Below are 16,925 nucleotides of genomic sequence, written 5' to 3' on the forward strand. Positions count from 1 at the left end.
TTACCGAATAGCAATTTGTTCTATGATAATATGAATGTATAAATACGAAAGTCGATGGATCAGTGAAATTAAAGGTTTCTAGCTAAGGAATAAGACTATTAGTTTTAAACAAGTTAGAAGGCTTAAGTATAAGGAGGTATTCGTGTGATTCAAGTGAAAAATACACCAAATTTAGCAGGTGTAACGATCAGTGGGGATTTTTATGATTTGGAGATACTTTATGATTCACTTCATACTATAGTAGGTGAAGAATGGGAGTGGAAAGGTTATGAGAGTGCTCGATTAAGGGTACTTGGTGTTTGTTATGATATTCGGCATGCTTTAATGGGACATCGTGATGTAGAGTTTGTTGAAAATGGACTTGATCAGGATAAGATGAGGTTTTTATCGATTGCAGCAAATGATAAAAATGTTTACCTTGCATGCAATGTATTATGGCCAGAAATCCTTTTTGTCACAATGGCTTTAAATGATTTTGTTAGGCTGTATGCAAAAAAACAGGCTAAAAATAATTATAATAGCTATACTGATTATCGAACTGTTTGGGATACATCAATTTCAGCAGTTCGAATCTTTCAGGCTGCAATTGCAAGCTGTATTAAAGAGACGTTACCGGAAACATCAGTTAACCGGGTATTAAAATTAATGAACCATGACTATACTTGGTCCGACGATTATGCAACACAGTACATTGATGAATTAAATTGTAAATTCATTGAAATGAATCGGGAAAAAAGGGAAAAAAACATCTCAGTTACAGCCAAACGAATAGCAGAAAAAGGACGGGAGTATCAAGCGATAGAGAACGCTGTTTTAGAAGCAGCCAGAAAATATAATTGCCATATGACAGAATTACGTTCAACGGTTGAATATCCTGAATACATAGAGTGGTAAAGAGGCTCGAAATCAAAGGAATGATAGTTTCTTTTAGTGCAAGAAATAACAGGTTGGGAGAGATTAAACGATGGCTAGGGCGAGTGTTAAGGAAAAGGTAGAGGAAAAGAAAGCAGAATTATTAAAATTAACACTAGAATTTAGTAAGAAATATTTAAATCAAGAATACATTGATGTGATTCAAAAGTTAATAAATAAAATGGCAAGGAAAAGAGAGGTGCCTTTTCTGACAGGCCGTATTGAAATTTGGGCTGCTGCAGTCATCCATGCTTTAGGAACAATCAATTTTTTATATGATAAATCGAGTCAACCATATATCTCAGCAACAGACATTTATGACTATTTTGGCACGAAACAAAGCACTACCTCACAAAAATCAAAGAAAATTAGGGACATGTTTAATATGGGCTATTTTGACCAAAATTTCTCCATACAGTCTGTTAATCAGCAAAGCCCTTATAATAATCTATCTATCGTAAACGGGTTAATTGTTCCTCAAGATTAAAGGTGAGGTGCGGGCCGTAGCTAGCATACATAAGAGCCGCGGTGTCCGGGTAGCTTATATTCATTTCCCCGCGGCCACCAGAGTCCCTATTTCGTCTAAAGAGACAAGTTTTCAACCTTTCGCGGACAAGAGAGCACTTAATTACTATTTTCTGCGCAATAATCATGGTAATTTTGGTCAATAGGGTCCGTCATGTCCGCTTAGGTTGTCGATTAGGCACTATTACCCCACATAAGAGCCGTGGTGTCCGCATAAACTTTTGTTCATTTCTCCGTTGTCACACCAGAGCCCTTATCTATTTTATCTTAATGAATAGCATATACTTTAACCCTATTATTACGTTAAATCTACTTAAAACACAAAAATATTGCAATAGTATATATTGATAATACAAACTTTTGCGATGATTATGAAAAAAATATAAGCGAGGGGAATTATTGTATTGTAAATGTTATTGCTGTAAACTTTTAAATCGTTAAAGGATTTCAGTACAATGATCAAATATTTTTTCTGCTATATTAACTTTCTAATACGGTTTGATAATCTGAGAGTAAAAGTAATACTTTTCTTCCTTTATTATTCTATTTACTAGTTTTAATGCTTGATTTCTATCATTTTTTTTTGTAAAATTAACTGAAAATTATTAAATATTAAAATAATTAATTTTTTATCGCTGTTTACTATATCTAAATAGTGATAAATAAAAAATAAAAAATACATAAAAAGGGGGAATCAAGATGAATAAGTTTGTCAAAAGCCTTTTTACCATGATTGCTATTTTAACAGTTTTATTTATTACAGCTTGTGGTGGAGAGACGACAAATCAAGAAACAGATGATCAAACTGATGGTAATGATTCGACTGTTTCGGATGAAGTAAGTGTAAAGGTTGGTGTTATTTCTTATTTAACAGGTGCAGGAGCAAGTTATGGTGAAGCGATTACAAGTGGTTTAAAGCTAGCTCAAAAGGAAATAAGTGAGCAAGGAAATGTAAATTTGGAGTTAGTCATTGAAGATTCGGCTGGTCAGCAAGAACAAGCTCTTTCTTCAGCACAAAAGTTAATGAACTCGCAAAATGTTTCAGTCATTATTGGGCCAACGTTAAGTACTGAAATGAATGTTGTTGGTCCAGAAGCAGATTTAAATGGAGTACCAATCATAGGAACATCGACTACTGCAGCAGGGATTCCGCAAATTGGTGAGTATGTATTTAGAAACTCTATCCCTGAGTCATTAGCCATTCCAGCATCTGTGCAAGCAGCCGTAGATGCTTACGATGTAAAGAAAGTAGCTATTATTTACGGGAATGATGACGTATTTACGAAATCAGGATACGATACAATGCACGAAGTTGCTGAGCAGATGGGTCTGGAAATTTTAACGGTTGAAACGTTCCAAAAAGGTCAATCTGATTACAATGCGCAACTTACAAAAATTAAAGGAACAAACCCAGATTTAATTCTGGCTTCAGCTCTTTATAATGAAGGTGCTGTTATTATGAACCAGGCAAGAAAAATGGGGATTGATGTTCCATTTGTAGGAGGAAACGGATTTAATTCTCCAGAGGTGATTTCGATTGCAGGAGAAGCTGCGGATGGTCTAATTGTAGCAACCCCATGGTTTACTGCAAATGAAGATGAAAAAGTGCAAAACTTTGTAGAGAAGTTTACTGCTGAGTATGGTAAAGAGCCAGATCAATTTGCAGCGCAAGCTTATGATGCTCTTTATGTTCTGGCAGAAGCAATTGAGAGAGCCGGAAGCGATGATCGAGATGCAATTCGTGATGCTTTAGCAGAAACGAGTGGTTTTGAAGGAATATTAGGTGAGATGTCATTTGATAGTGATGGGGACGTTGTTATGGATCCTATCGTACTAACGATTAAAGACGGTAAATTTCAGTTATTCCAATAATCAAGATCATTTGAGAGAGTGAAAGAATCACTCTCTCAATCTTTTCCATCAACATGAAAGAGGTGAGACACAGTTGCTTTTAGAACAGTTAATTAACGGACTAACGCTAGGAAGTATTTATGCAATTATTGCGCTAGGCTACACATTAGTATTTGGTGTTTTAGGTATCATAAATATGGCTCATGGCGAAATTTTTATGTTTGGTGCATTTATGGGTGTTGTAGTTACATACACGTTACAATTGCCATTAGCACTTGCGTTTCTGGTCGCCATTATTATCACTGCAGGCTTGGGACTATTATTAGAAACTGTTGCATTAAGACCATTAAGGGGTAAAAAAGGGGTTTCCCACCTTGCCCCATTAATTAGCACAATTGGTGTTTCGATCTTTTTAGAAAATCTTGCCCATCATTTGTTTGGGGCAGGGAATAAACCATTTCGTACAACGTTCTCTGAGCTAAGCATTCAAATCGGCTCATTAACCATTTATGTTGTCCAGATTGTTATCTTTGTTATCGCTGTCGTATTGATGGTAGGTCTTTCATTCTGGCTTATGAAAACCAAGGCTGGAAAAGGTCTTCGTGCATGTGCTGAAAATTTAGAAGTAGCAAGTCTATTAGGTGTTGATACGAAAAAAATGATTACCATGACTGTCATTATTGCATCAGTGATGGGGGGAATTGCAGGTATATTAGTAGGAATGGCGTTTAATTCTGTTGCTCCTCAAATGGGGCTTGCTATGGGATTAAAAGGTTTAGCCATTATTATTTTAGGTGGTATGGGCAACGTAAGAGGTGCTGTTGTCGGAGGGTTGATCCTAGGCGTTGCTGAAACAACTGTTGTTGCATTTGGTGAGTCAGGATACCGTGATGCGATTGCGTTTGTTGCAATTATAGTTATTTTACTCGTTAGACCACAAGGAATCTTTGGTAGTGTGGCACCAGAGGCAAGGCGGTGATGATAGATGTTCGCAGAATTAATTAATCCATATTATTTGCAAGTATTATCCTTTATTCTGATCAATATTATTCTAGGGGTTAGTATTTATATTACATTGTCTACTGGACAGTTATCTTTGGGACATGCTGGATTTATGAGTATTGGTGCATATACGTCCGCATTATTGACGATCAATTTTGGTGTTCCTTTAGTTATCGGTATTTTATGTGGGGCACTTTTAGCAGGATTTGTCGGTATTTTAATTGGAATCCCTACTTTGCGGCTCCAAGGTGTTTATTTAGCCATCGCTACACTTGGCTTTGGGGAAGTTATTCGTGTTTTATTTGTGAACTGGGAAGGACTTACTCGAGGTGCTGTAGGGATATCATCCATTCCCCATGTCGGAAGGGAAATGTTAAAATCGCTGGAAGGCATAGGGTTTGAGGCAAGTATGCTAGGGATGAAAAATAACCAATTTATTAGTTTAAGTGTGTTTCTTCTATTATTAATGATTACAGTCGTTACGATTGCCTTTTTTATTAGGCAGCATAACTCAAGAGTAGGCCGTGCCTTCGCTGCGATCAAAATGGATGAAAGAGCGGCTGAAGCAATGGGAGTAAACATTACGTACTATAAAGTGCTGGCTTTTGCTCAAGGCGCAATGCTGGCTGGTTTTGCAGGTGCCTTATTTGCTCATATTACTGCCTATATAAGTCCAGCTGACTTTGATTATCACCGTGCAGTTGAAATACTGATTTTTGCAGTATTTGGAGGAAGCGAGATTATTTGGGGAGCTATATTTGGCGCAACTTTTTTAACTGCTATGCCGGAACTTCTACGTGGAGTAAGTGAATATCGGTATATGATCTACGGTATTATTCTTATTGTTATGATGGCTTTTAGGCCACAGGGTGTTATCGATTATAGAATGATGTATAAGTTGAAAAATTGGCGTAAAAAGAAGAAGAAGGAATCAACAGATAAAGGAAGTGGAAATAGTCATGGTATTGGAAGTTAAAGGTATAACGAAGCATTTTGGTGGAATCCAAGCCTTGACTGACGTGACGTTCCAAGTCGAGAAAGGTGAGGTCTTTGGGTTAATTGGACCAAACGGAGCTGGTAAGACGACGATGTTTAATGTCATTACATCAATGTTCCCCCCTACAGCTGGTGAAGTCAAATTTTCAAATCGAACACTAACGGGTATGAAGCCGCATGATATTACAAAGACAGGGGTTTGCCGAACATTTCAAAATATCCGCTTATTCCCGGAAATGACTGTCCTTGATAATGTAACGGTAGGGCAGCATTGTCGAACGAAATCGGGAGTTTGGGCGGGTGTCTTTAAGACAAAAGCACAAAAGCAAGAAGAGGAAAAAATCCGTTTAAAAGCGATGGAGCTATTACAATTAGTCGGGCTCGATGACTATGAGGACTCTTTCGCAGAGAATTTAGCATATGGTCAACAGCGTCGACTCGAAATTGCCCGTGCACTAGCTAGTGAGCCTACATTATTATTACTTGATGAACCAGCAGCCGGGATGAATGAAAAGGAAACGAATGATTTATTTGAACTGATTCAAAAAATAAAAGAATTAGAGATTACTGTATTATTAATCGAACACGATATGCCCTTAGTAATGAAGGTATGTGATCGAATGGCTGTTCTCAACTTTGGAAAAAAGATTGCGGAAGGGACACCAGAAGAAATCAAAAATAATCAAGAAGTAGTCGAAGCCTACCTCGGCCGAGAGGAGGAAGAAGAACTTGCTTAATGTTAAGAATATAAGTACGTATTACGGGAATATTCAGGCGCTTAAAGATGTCAGTATTGATGTTCCTGAAGGAAGTATTGTAACGATTTTAGGAGCAAATGGTGCTGGAAAAACGACAACGATGAAGACGATTGCGGGGTTATTAAAACCGAAAAGTGGCAGTATTACATTTTTAAATGAAGATTTAACGGGTAAAAGCCCGCATCAACTCGTTGGAAAAGGGATGGCGCTTGTGCCTGAAGGTCGTGATATATTGGCTGGTATGTCTGTATTAGAGAACCTCGAAATGGGCGCATTTCAACGTAAAGATAAGGAAGTAAAAACCGATTTAGAAAAAGTAATGGATCGCTTCCCTATTTTAAGAGAACGAAAATCTCAGTTAGGGGGAACACTTTCGGGAGGACAACAGCAAATGCTTGCTATTGCAAGAGCTCTAATGTCAAGGCCAAAATTACTGCTGTTGGATGAGCCTTCGATGGGGTTAGCTCCACTTGTTGTTCAAGATATTTTTAAAATTGTCACAGAAATCAATAACGAGGGTACGACGGTTTTATTGGTTGAACAAAATGCGAGACAAGCACTGAAAGTAGCTCATCATGCATATGTTCTTGAAACAGGTAAGGTCGTGAAGAGCGGACCGGCAAATGAATTGTTGAATGATTCGAGTATTAAAGAAGCGTACTTAGGAAGCTAATAGGTGTAGAGTACGTGCAGATCATGGTCACTATAAGCCTGCACGTACTTTCTATTAAAATATTATCTAAATGCTTTGGGAACTTACTTTCAAGAAAGATAGAAAGTTTTTGGTTAACATGCTCTTCGATTAATGAGGAGCTTTTTCTTTTCATCTTACATATGAATAAAAGAATTACTTTAAAGGAAGGGATGAAAATATGAAGGTTTCACTATTTGTTACCTGTTTAGTAGATTTGTTTTCGTCGGATGTTGGAGAAGACACTGTAGAGCTTTTGGAGAAGCTTGGATGTGAAATTGAATTTCCGGAAGCACAAACGTGTTGTGGACAACCCGCATACAATAGTGGCTTTCTAAAAGAATCTGTTGAAACAATGAAGCACATGATCCAAACGTTCGAACACTCAGAATATGTTGTATCCCCTTCTGGGTCTTGTATTACGATGTTCAAAGAATATCCGAAAATTTTTAAAGATGATCATGTATGGAGTATAAAGGCAGAGAAACTTGCAAGTAAATCGTATGAATTAACACAATTTATTGTTGACGTTTTAGGAATGAAAGATGTAGGCGCGAAGGTCAATGCGAAAGCAACTTATCATACATCCTGCCACATGACAAGATTGCTTGGTGTGAAGGATGCACCTCTAGAGCTATTAAAAAATGTAAAAGGTTTAGAGGTTCTGCCATTACCTCATAGTCAGGATTGCTGCGGTTTTGGGGGCACTTTCTCAGTTAAGATGGCTGATATTTCAGAGCAAATGGTCGATGAAAAGGTTAAACATGTTGAAGATACTGGAGCTGAATTATTAATAGGGTCAGATTGTGGGTGCTTAATGAATATTGGTGGAAGAATCAATCGACAAGGTAAACAAGTTCAAGTTAAGCATATTGCCAACATTCTAAACCAGTCGTAAAGGAGGCTTTAATAAATGAGTATGAAAATCGGACAGGATCCTTTTCCAAAAAGAGTATCAGATAGTCTGGAAGATACATTTATGCGTGAAGCAGTATCAGCTGCTCAAAGTCGCTTAACAGGGGTCCGCGAAGTAGTGATAGAAGAGCTTGGAAATTGGGAAGAGTGGAGAGAGTTATCTGAATCGATTCGAAAACATACGATTGATCATTTAGATTATTATCTTTATGAGTTAAGTGAAAATGTAAGTAAACATGGAGGGAATGTCTTTTTTGCTCAAACCGCAGAGGAGGCCAATGAGTATATTGCTTCCGTAGTGAGAAAGAATGAGGCAAAAAAAATTGTCAAATCGAAATCGATGGTAACCGAAGAAATCGGATTAAATCACGTACTTGAGGCGGAAGGATGCGAAGTCATTGAAACGGATTTAGGAGAATATATCATTCAATTGGCTGAAGATCCCCCATCTCATTTTTTAGCTCCTGCCCTTCATAAAAATCGTGAACAAGTAAAAGATGTTTTCATCGAAAAAAGAGGGTATACAAAAACGTCCCAACCTGAAGAATTGACATTGTTTGCAAGAGAACAGCTGCGTGACGAATTTTTGTCAGCTGATATTGGAATTACGGGATGTAATTTTGCGATTGCAGAATCAGGGACTGTTTCTCTTGTAACGAATGAAGGAAATGCAGAGATGGTAACAACTTTTCCTAAAACACAAATAACAGTTATGGGAATGGAGAGGCTTGTCCCGACATGGAAAGAATTTGATATCTTGGTCAGTATGCTTGCGAGAAGTGCAGTAGGACAAAAACTTTCAACTTATGTAGCCACATTGACTGGACCTAGGACTGAGAATGAGATAGATGGACCTGAAGAATTTCATTTAGTCATTTTAGACAACGGGCGTTCTAAAATGATTGGAAGTGAGTTTCAAGAAGCACTGCATTGTATACGTTGTTCAGCTTGTTTAAATGTGTGTCCAGTTTATCGTCATATTGGTGGACATGCATACGGTTCAATATATTCAGGTCCGATCGGAGCAGTTATATCTCCAATCCTGGGAGGCTATGACGATTATAAGGAACTTCCATATGCTTCCACATTATGCTCTGCCTGTACAGATGCTTGTCCTGTGAAGATTCCTCTTCATGAGCTCTTGTTAAGGCATCGTCAAAACATTGTTGAAAAAGAAGGGAAAGCTCCAATCCAGGAAAAATTGGCGATGAAAGCATATAAAATGGCAACAACATCTGAATCACTATATAAAATGGGTACAAAAACTGCATCACTAATGTCAAAGCCATTTAGTAAAGATGATAAAATTGAAAATGGACCTTTTCTTTTAAAAGAATGGACAAAAGCAAGGGACTTTCCTGCACCATCAAAGAGCCGGTTTCGAGATTGGTTTAAAAATCGTGATAAAGGAGGAACTTCACATGAAAGTGCAAGGGCAGGTAAAGAACCGAGAAGCTTTTCTTAAGCATATAACTGAAAGGTTAGGAAGGCATGAAAGGTTGGAAAATGTAACAGTTCCAGAATGGGAATTAAAACCTCAATATAAAATACTTAACGATGCCTCACAGGATGAACTTGTGGAATTGTTTAAGGCTGCTGCTAAAAAAGTCAACACGAGCGTACTTGAAACATCAATCGAAATAATACAAGAAACAGTAAAAGAGGCGATTGAATCATTAGGAGAAACATCGATTATTACATGGGATGATCAGCGATTTAAAGATTATAAACTTACTGACATATTAATAGACTATGAGCACCATACATGGAGCCCAAGTTTAGGAAATGAAAATATCAAAATTGCCGAAAGAGCAGGAATTGGTATTACATTTAGCGATTATACACTGGCCGAATCAGCGACGGTTATTTTAACAACAGCCCCTGGCAAAGGCCGGTCAGTCAGCTTACTGCCAAATGCATTTATAGCACTTATACCAAAAAGCACCATTGTACCGCGTTTAACTCAAGTAACAGACAGCATTCACGAAAACTATCAAGAAAATGATCAAATTTCATCTTGCATTAAATTTATTTCTGGCCCAAGTAATAGTGCTGATATTGAATTAAATTTGGTAGTAGGTGTACATGGTCCCGTCAAAGCGATTTATATCATAATAGATGATTGTTAGATAAATAAATGAACACAAATTGAGGTTTGTCAGTTTGTGTTTTTTGTTTGTAAAAAATTAATTTTTTGTTATAAGTAGAATTCATGTTTGTGCTATGTTTCTAGAAGTAAGATCAGTGCTTCTTTTTCATATAGGGATAATGAAAAACTGTGTTTACCGCAGAATCAATGAATCAATACCAATTTTTTGATATAATTACATTAATAAGTTGCGTTGAGATCATAGGTAGGAGTTGTTGTATATCTCAACGAGGCTAGCACATTTTTTATGGTTTTCTTTTTAACAAAAGTTAGTGAATATGAGAAATTTGGAGGAAGTTATGGAAGAACGTGATTGGCTGATCTTAAAAGTTCTTTATGAAAAAAAGAACATAACAAAAACAGCACAAAGTTTATATATCTCACAGCCATCATTAACGAAGAGAATTCAACAAATAGAAAAAGAGTTCGAACTGGCAATTATTAATCGGGGAGCAAAAGGTGTACAATTTACACCCCAGGGGGAATATTTAGTGAAATGTGCAGATGAAATGCTTGCGCGTCTTCGCCAAATTAAAGAAACTGTGAAAAATATGAATCATGAGGTAAGCGGGACTTTACGAATTGGGGTTTCGAATTATATTACAAGACATAAGTTGCCAGGACTTTTAAAACTTTTTCGAGCAGAATTTCCTAAAGTGAAATATAAAGTAGTAACAGGTTGGAGTCGTGATATCTTTAACCTAGTTTATAATCGTGATGTTCATATTGGTATTGTACGAGGGGACTATCAGTGGTCCGATTCCAAGCAGCTTCTCTTTGAAGAAAATATTTGTGTCACCTCGAATGAAGCCATTGAGCTTAAGGATTTACCATTATTGCCGAGAATTCAATATGAGACTGATGCTACATTGAAGGTATTAATCGATAATTGGTGGACGGGGACATATTCTGTACCGCCCTTAATTGAGATGGAAGTGGATAAAGCAGACACGTGCAAAGAAATGGTTCTGAACGGTCTGGGATATGGAATTCTTCCTAGTGTACTGGTTGAAGATCATCCAGAACTTTGTCGTATCAATCTAAAAGATGAAAATGGCGAACCACTCGTCAGAAATACGTGGATGTTCTATCACAATGAATCTCTTGAGATGAAGGTAGTTAAAGAGTTTGTTGAATTTGTTAAAAAATTGGATTTTAAAAATGATATTTAATGAAGTGGGTGTCTCATAAGTGACAGCTCTCCTCGAACGTTTACAAAATATAGAGGTTGCATTATAATTTCTATATTTTGTGGTCGAGTTGACGGTTACTTTGCTTTTGAGACATCCTTTTTGTTTTCGTATATTCTTTTTTTGAATCGTTGTCGATAGATTATTTGTATTTTAATAAAATTTTTATTGTTCCTATAATTAAGTTATGAATGGGGGGACTTATTATATGGATGTTTTTTTTCTTATTTTATTGCATGTTATTTTGCCAGTTTTTTTATTAATAGGAGTCGGTGCGTTTCTCCATCGGAAATTCAATTTTGATATGGGAACATTATCAAAACTGAATAATTATTTACTCTTGCCAGCAGTAGCTTTTGCCAATGTCTATCAAAGTAAAATGGGTGGAGATACACTTTTGCTCATTCTTAACTTTCTCGTGTTACTAAATCTTTGTCTAATGGTTATTAGTGCAGGGATGTCAAAGTTGTTTAAATTTGATAGGGGCTTATCCGCAACCTTTAAAAACAGTGTTGTATTAAGTAACTCTGGGAATTTTGGATTACCTGTAAGTCAACTTGTTTTTGTGAATAATCCATTAGGTTTATCGATTCAAGTTTTTGTCATGATATTTCAAAATCTTCTTACTTACACCTATGGGTTATTTAATTCTGTATCGGTTAGCAGCAGCGGGTTAAAAGCGATGAAAGTTTTCTTAAAAAATCCTGTAATCTATGCTTTTTTGTTCGGGTTGCTTCTTCAAGCTACATCAATAAGCATTCCTGACTATCTCTGGACGCCGATCGAGAGTATATCAAATGCGTTTTTAGCGATAGCGCTTATTACACTTGGTGCCCAAAGTGCGTTTTTAAAACTATACCGGTTTTCTGCTCCATTGTTATTAAGTCTTCTCGGAAGGCTGGTTATATCTCCTTGTATTGCATTTATTGTCATTCTAATTTTAAATCTAGATGGAACAACGGCACAGGCATTGTTTATTGCAAGTTCATTTCCTACGTCGAGAAACAGTTCTCTTCTTGCATTGGAATATGGAAATCATCCTGAATATGCTGCACAAGCCGTATTATTGTCTACTGTATGTAGTATGATTACAGTGACTACTGTTGTCTATCTATCACAGATCATATTTTCGTAATATATGATAAGTCATTCATATTAACGAATACACAGATATTGTATGTTTCAATTATATAATAACGTAAAAAAGCTGATGTAGTAATTCATCAGCTTTTTTTGTTGTTGATCCCTGTTTCTATTTCTTAATACTTTTTTAATAATTTCATAAGCGCAAATTATGTTTTGCCTGTGATAATACAATTAGAAACAAAACATAAGAGGGGGAATATCGATGGAAAAGAAACCAATCGTACAATTGAACTACTCACGACTGAAGTCGTGAGATTCTTTGAATGGTAACACAAGGGAAGCGCATCTTTTTATTGTTACTGGTAATAAGAATGCAAAAGTAATAACTGTAAGTCCTAATGGAGATAATTATCATGAAAGTCATGCAATAAATTTTCTTCTGCTTATGTACTCCAGAAAAGGAATGGTGAAAAACATATGGAGGTTTTAAAAGAAACAGCTATTATTTTAGCGAGAATTATTACGATCTTCCCATTATTTTTATTAATAACCCAGTATATGGGCAAACGTTCCATTGGAGAAATGCCTATTTTCGATTTTCTCATTATTATGACCTTAGCCAATGTGGTAGGTGCTGACATTGCTGATGATCGTCTTTCTTAGTTGACTCATACTGAGCAATGAAAAAAAGCTCTTAATTATTAAGTACTTTTTAATTTGAGTGTAATTGAATACTTTATATAATTTTTTCAAAATTGTTTCTTCTAACAAGAAAATGAGTTATTAAGTAAAGTGTAACTAAAATGGGAAAAGAGTAAAAATAGTTCCACCTAATTGGATGATAAATTTCTATAAAATTAAGAAAAGGCAACACTATAAATGATGCAACAGCAGAGTAAATCGCAGCTTTAAAAAACGGATTCGCTTTTGGCTTAATTTGTAAAAAAATCATAATTGATATCGGCAACATAATTATACTCCAAGGTAAATAGTTAGCCGCAAAAGGAAATATTTCATAGTGATAATGAAATAAACCAAGAGAAGTACCTATTAAGTCAAGGAATGAGGCAACAATTGCAACAAAAAAACCAGAATATAATAATCGATTTGTACTATCTTTCTTTCTGAATTTTATCCAAAAAATAATGGAAATTACTAACAAAATTAAGCCAAACCACCATTGCCAAGAAAACAGAGAATGTTCTAACCATATTTGAAACTTCTCATTCATTAACTGATTTTGCTTTAAAAAGTAATCATCAAAAATTTGATTAGTCATGGGATTCTCCTTTAGAAATGATAATTAATTTTATTTATTTTTAACAATCAGATCCCATTTTATGAAGAAAATTGATGATTAATTACGTTGCGGAGTACAACGATACTATGGGTGATCCTAAAAGCTCCAATTTAACCTCTGAAATATGGATTCCATTAAAATAACTCGTTTGAACAACATAAAGAAACAACAAGTGGATAAGCACTTGTCGCTTCGTCTAGTCAATTTGCTGAACAATTTCAGATAGTACCTTAACATGCTGTTCGTCACGGTTTAAAATATCACTCACTAGTTCAAGGCTCTCACGGTCTAGATCACCTTCGAGCAGCTCTTTCGACTTTTTGATCCCTCGGCTTTCGCCCGCAAGTGCATCCTGTAAAATAGAGTAGGTCTCAGTCGTTGGGCCTTTTAGATTGGCAATAAATTCGGCAATTTTCCCACCAATACTAAGGTTGTCAACAGGAACACCTCCAAGACTTTCTATTCTCATCGCAATCAGTGTTGCATGCTGCTTGTGTTCTTGCTGAAGATTTTGGAGGAGTGTTTTAATATTCTCGTCATCGGTATGCTCAATATAATTTTCATACGCATGAATAGCCATAAGGTTTCCTTCAAGAAAAGTGTTCAATTCTTTGATGATCGGTTCGTTCAATTCTCATCGCTCCATCATTGTTTTTTTATATGCTGTTCTTTTATATAAAAAATTATGTAATGGGCAATGAGGACAATAAAAAAGAGCAGTATTTACGTTGAAACGTTAAATACTGCTCTTTTCTTATATTGTATGTATGGATAGTTTAATTGAAGTTGATTCAGATAAACTTTATGTCTAAAAGATATACCTTAAATTAATTGTGGAAGTCCAGTCCAATATATTGAAAAGAAGAAGAAGCTATGGTAAATTTATATAGATGTACATTATGTAATATGGATTTAAATATATTTTCCCTATTTTAATTATACAATGCAGACAATGATTAGTCAACCTTTTTATCAAACTTTTTTTTAAAAGGAGTGTGTGCGATGAATTCGGAACTTCAGCAGGAGCAGAAACGAGTAGACAGTGTAATGGAGATAATTACGGAGGAAATCAACAGATTGGAAGAAGAAACTTCTAGGCGTAAGAACGAAGTGGTTCAGATCCGCAAACACTTTTGGGATGAAGTTAAGGTGAATACGGATACGTTTGATGATTACCTTGAGACCATTATCGGCTTGCGGCAAGAAGCTCAAGCTCTTTCTGTTAGCCAAACCACTCATAGACATGCTTCAAAACGTTTGTCGACACTGCGCCGAATGGAGGAGGTTCCTTATTTTGGCCGGATCGATTTTGTCGAAGAAGCGGATTTACCAGTGGAAAATTTCTATATTGGAATTTCTTCTCTTAAGGATCGTAGTGGAGAAAATTTCTTAATCTATGACTGGAGAGCTCCGGTCTCAAGTGTCTACTACGATTACCAGCCTGGTCCGGCCAAGTATGAAACACCTGGAGGCACAATTGAAGGCAAATTAGAGAAAAAGTGGCAATATCTTATTCGTGATGGCGTTCTTCAATCGATGTTTGATACGAGTCTCACCATTGGAGACGAGATTCTACAGCAGGTTCTCGGCAAAGGTACCGACAAACAAATGCACAATATTGTAGCGACCATTCAACAGGAGCAAAATCGGATAATTCGTCATGACCGTGGGAGACTGCTGATTGTTCACGGTGCAGCAGGCAGTGGCAAGACATCAGCCGCCCTGCAGCGAATTGCTTATTTGCTCTACAAATATCGAGATCGGCTGAATGCTGATCAAATCATTCTTTTTTCGCCTAATACGATGTTTAGCAGTTACGTGTCCAATGTGCTGCCGGAACTTGGTGAGGAGAATATGCAACAGGTCACATTTCAGGAATACTTGGATCATCGTCTGAGTAAAGAGTTTCAAGTTGAAAATCCTTACGAGCAATTGGAGTATGTTTTAACTGCGGCGAATACTCCTTCTTACAGATCAAGGCTTGAAAGTATCCGTTTTAAAGCATCTACCCGTTTTTTTGAGGCGATCCAATTATATAGACAGTCACTGGAATTATCAGGAATGCAATTTAAGGACATTATCTTCAGAGGGAAGCCAATTGTAACTGCTCAACAAATTAAAGAAAGGTTTTATAGTCAAGACACCTCACTCCGTTTTCATAATAGGCTTGAAAAATTGATGGAATGGCTGCTTAAAGAAATAAAAGAGGTCCAAAAAGTCGAATGGAAAAAGACGTGGGTACAGGAGGAAATCGAGCTGCTTAGCAACGATGAATACCATAAGGCGCATCGCTACTTAGCGGAAAAACGAGGCTTTGAAAGAGAATCGATTGCCGATTATGAGATGGAGCCAAAAGCGCTTGCCAAGTTGATTGTTCTGCAAAAATTGAAGCCGTTGCGAAAACGAGTCCGAGCGTTTCGTTTCATTGATTTTAAGGCGATTTACAACCAGCTTTTTGCTGATCCGCTGCAAATCGAACGATGGATTGATGGGGAAACACCAGCACAGTGGACGGCTATTTGCCAATCGACGCTTGAAATGCTGGATGAAAATAAATTATTTTATGAGGATGCAACCCCATTTTTATTATTGAAAGAACTTATTCAAGGCTTTCAGACGAATAGCTCGATCAAACAGATCGTTGTTGATGAGGCTCAGGATTATTCCCCGTTTCAATTTGAGTTTTTGAGACGTTTGTTTCCGGCAGCAAGGATGACCGTACTTGGCGACTTTAATCAGGCGATATTCGCCCATGCTAGCGAAAGGGTTGATTTCAACACACTAACAAGCCTTTACGGACAAGATGAAACGGAATTAATCAATATCACACGGAGTTACCGCTCTACGAAACCGATCATTGAATTTACTCGAAGACTCGTTCCTAATGGAGATAAGATTGTTCCATTTAATCGCGAAGGTGAGAAGCCCGTGCTGAAACAAGTGACAGATCACGTGGAACTGCACAGCTGCATTGCCGCCAAAGTTGCAGAATTTCGAAGTCTAGGTATGAATAGCATTGCGATCATATGCAAATCCGCCGAGGAAAGTGCACGTGCCTATGAATCCTTAACTGGCATTGATGAAATTAAACTTTTAAAGAGCAGCTCAATTGAATATGAGCAAGGAGTTGTTGTTGTACCGTCGTATTTGTCCAAGGGAATCGAATTCGATGCTGTCATCATTTATGATGCATCAGAGCATGTGTACGGTGATGAGAGTCTGCGCAGAGTTTTTTACACTGCCTGCACGAGAGCAATGCATTATTTGCAGCTATACAGCGTAGGTGAACCGAGCCCATTTTTACGGAACGGCTTGCGCGAAGGTTTTATCCAAGCTTGATTTAATTCGATTCCAAAACGTGCTATTAAGCTTGATGTCTCCTCTTCAATTTTATCTAGCAGCTGATGCTGTTAAAGAGTGATAAATATGTTCAAAACCGTGTGATGCTTCTAGCACCACCCGGTTTTTTTAATTCACAGCCCTTTAACAATAGATGGTAAATCCTGTTAAAAAATGTAATAATCTATTAATTTATTATTTTTTTATTACA

At 36.8% G+C, this 16,925-nt stretch carries 15 protein-coding genes and 1 pseudogene; 14 read left to right on the forward strand and 2 right to left on the reverse strand.

Going from position 1 to position 16,925, the window contains the following annotated elements; all coding sequences use genetic code 11:
* Positions 1 to 144: 144 nt before the first annotated feature.
* From ACJ2A9_RS00185 to ACJ2A9_RS00245, 13 genes and pseudogenes are all read left to right on the forward strand, one after another.
* Positions 145 to 894: a DUF6904 family protein gene (locus tag ACJ2A9_RS00185; protein WP_441419582.1), complete on the forward strand. Its 750-nt coding sequence runs from the start codon at positions 145 to 147 to the stop codon at positions 892 to 894.
* A gap of 70 nt (positions 895 to 964) precedes the next feature.
* Positions 965 to 1,399, forward strand: coding sequence for a DUF6398 domain-containing protein (locus ACJ2A9_RS00190; RefSeq protein WP_441419583.1), 435 nt, complete (start codon positions 965 to 967; stop codon positions 1,397 to 1,399).
* A gap of 737 nt (positions 1,400 to 2,136) precedes the next feature.
* Entirely contained in the window at positions 2,137 to 3,309 is a 1,173-nt protein-coding gene (locus tag ACJ2A9_RS00195; protein ID WP_441419584.1) for an ABC transporter substrate-binding protein, read from the forward strand.
* Positions 3,310 to 3,382: 73 nt separating this feature from the next.
* Positions 3,383 to 4,267 (forward strand): branched-chain amino acid ABC transporter permease, encoded by an 885-nt coding sequence (locus tag ACJ2A9_RS00200; protein ID WP_441419585.1) that lies wholly within the window; start codon positions 3,383 to 3,385, stop codon positions 4,265 to 4,267.
* A gap of 6 nt (positions 4,268 to 4,273) precedes the next feature.
* Positions 4,274 to 5,266, forward strand: a complete 993-nt coding sequence (locus ACJ2A9_RS00205; protein WP_441419586.1) for a branched-chain amino acid ABC transporter permease — start codon at positions 4,274 to 4,276, stop codon at positions 5,264 to 5,266.
* Positions 5,250 to 6,023: an ABC transporter ATP-binding protein gene (locus ACJ2A9_RS00210; RefSeq protein ID WP_441419587.1), complete on the forward strand. Its 774-nt coding sequence runs from the start codon at positions 5,250 to 5,252 to the stop codon at positions 6,021 to 6,023. The genes ACJ2A9_RS00205 and ACJ2A9_RS00210 overlap by 17 nt, the downstream gene beginning before the upstream one ends.
* Positions 6,016 to 6,717 carry an ABC transporter ATP-binding protein gene (locus tag ACJ2A9_RS00215; RefSeq protein WP_441419588.1) on the forward strand — a complete coding sequence of 234 codons (702 nt, stop codon included), beginning with the start codon at positions 6,016 to 6,018 and terminating at the stop codon, positions 6,715 to 6,717. The genes ACJ2A9_RS00210 and ACJ2A9_RS00215 overlap by 8 nt, the downstream gene beginning before the upstream one ends.
* Before the next feature lie 199 nt (positions 6,718 to 6,916).
* Complete coding sequence (locus ACJ2A9_RS00220; protein ID WP_441419589.1) at positions 6,917 to 7,633, forward strand: (Fe-S)-binding protein; 717 nt, start codon at positions 6,917 to 6,919, stop codon at positions 7,631 to 7,633.
* A 15-nt stretch (positions 7,634 to 7,648) separates the two neighbouring features.
* Positions 7,649 to 9,115, forward strand: a complete 1,467-nt coding sequence (locus tag ACJ2A9_RS00225; protein ID WP_441419590.1) for a LutB/LldF family L-lactate oxidation iron-sulfur protein — start codon at positions 7,649 to 7,651, stop codon at positions 9,113 to 9,115.
* Positions 9,072 to 9,779: a LutC/YkgG family protein gene (locus ACJ2A9_RS00230; RefSeq protein WP_441419591.1), complete on the forward strand. Its 708-nt coding sequence runs from the start codon at positions 9,072 to 9,074 to the stop codon at positions 9,777 to 9,779. Before ACJ2A9_RS00225 ends, ACJ2A9_RS00230 begins: the two co-directional genes overlap by 44 nt.
* Positions 9,780 to 10,098: 319 nt before the next feature.
* Positions 10,099 to 10,971, forward strand: a complete 873-nt coding sequence (locus ACJ2A9_RS00235; protein WP_441419592.1) for a LysR family transcriptional regulator — start codon at positions 10,099 to 10,101, stop codon at positions 10,969 to 10,971.
* 226 nt (positions 10,972 to 11,197) lie between these two features.
* Complete coding sequence (locus ACJ2A9_RS00240; protein WP_441419593.1) at positions 11,198 to 12,124, forward strand: AEC family transporter; 927 nt, start codon at positions 11,198 to 11,200, stop codon at positions 12,122 to 12,124.
* 428 nt (positions 12,125 to 12,552) lie between these two features.
* Positions 12,553 to 12,732: pseudogene (locus ACJ2A9_RS00245) on the forward strand (DUF421 domain-containing protein); the annotation flags it as partial.
* 79 nt (positions 12,733 to 12,811) lie between these two features.
* Here ACJ2A9_RS00245 and ACJ2A9_RS00250 read toward each other — a convergent pair.
* Positions 12,812 to 13,354: a CBO0543 family protein gene (locus ACJ2A9_RS00250; RefSeq protein WP_441419594.1), complete on the reverse strand. Its 543-nt coding sequence runs from the start codon at positions 13,352 to 13,354 to the stop codon at positions 12,812 to 12,814.
* A gap of 217 nt (positions 13,355 to 13,571) precedes the next feature.
* A complete protein-coding gene (locus ACJ2A9_RS00255; RefSeq protein WP_441419595.1) occupies positions 13,572 to 14,006 on the reverse strand; it encodes a DUF2383 domain-containing protein in 435 nt (144 codons plus the stop codon).
* A 371-nt stretch (positions 14,007 to 14,377) separates the two neighbouring features.
* Here ACJ2A9_RS00255 and helD point away from each other — a divergent pair, with 371 nt between their 5' ends.
* The gene (helD, locus tag ACJ2A9_RS00260; RefSeq protein WP_441419596.1) at positions 14,378 to 16,714 is read left to right on the forward strand and encodes an RNA polymerase recycling motor HelD; all 2,337 of its coding nucleotides are present in this window, start codon (positions 14,378 to 14,380) and stop codon (positions 16,712 to 16,714) included.
* The last annotated feature ends 211 nt before the right edge of the window (positions 16,715 to 16,925 follow it).

Origin of the sequence: Anaerobacillus sp. MEB173, from assembly GCF_052119505.1 — a bacterium.
GTDB lineage: Bacteria > Bacillota > Bacilli > Bacillales > JBJMAU01 > JBJMAU01.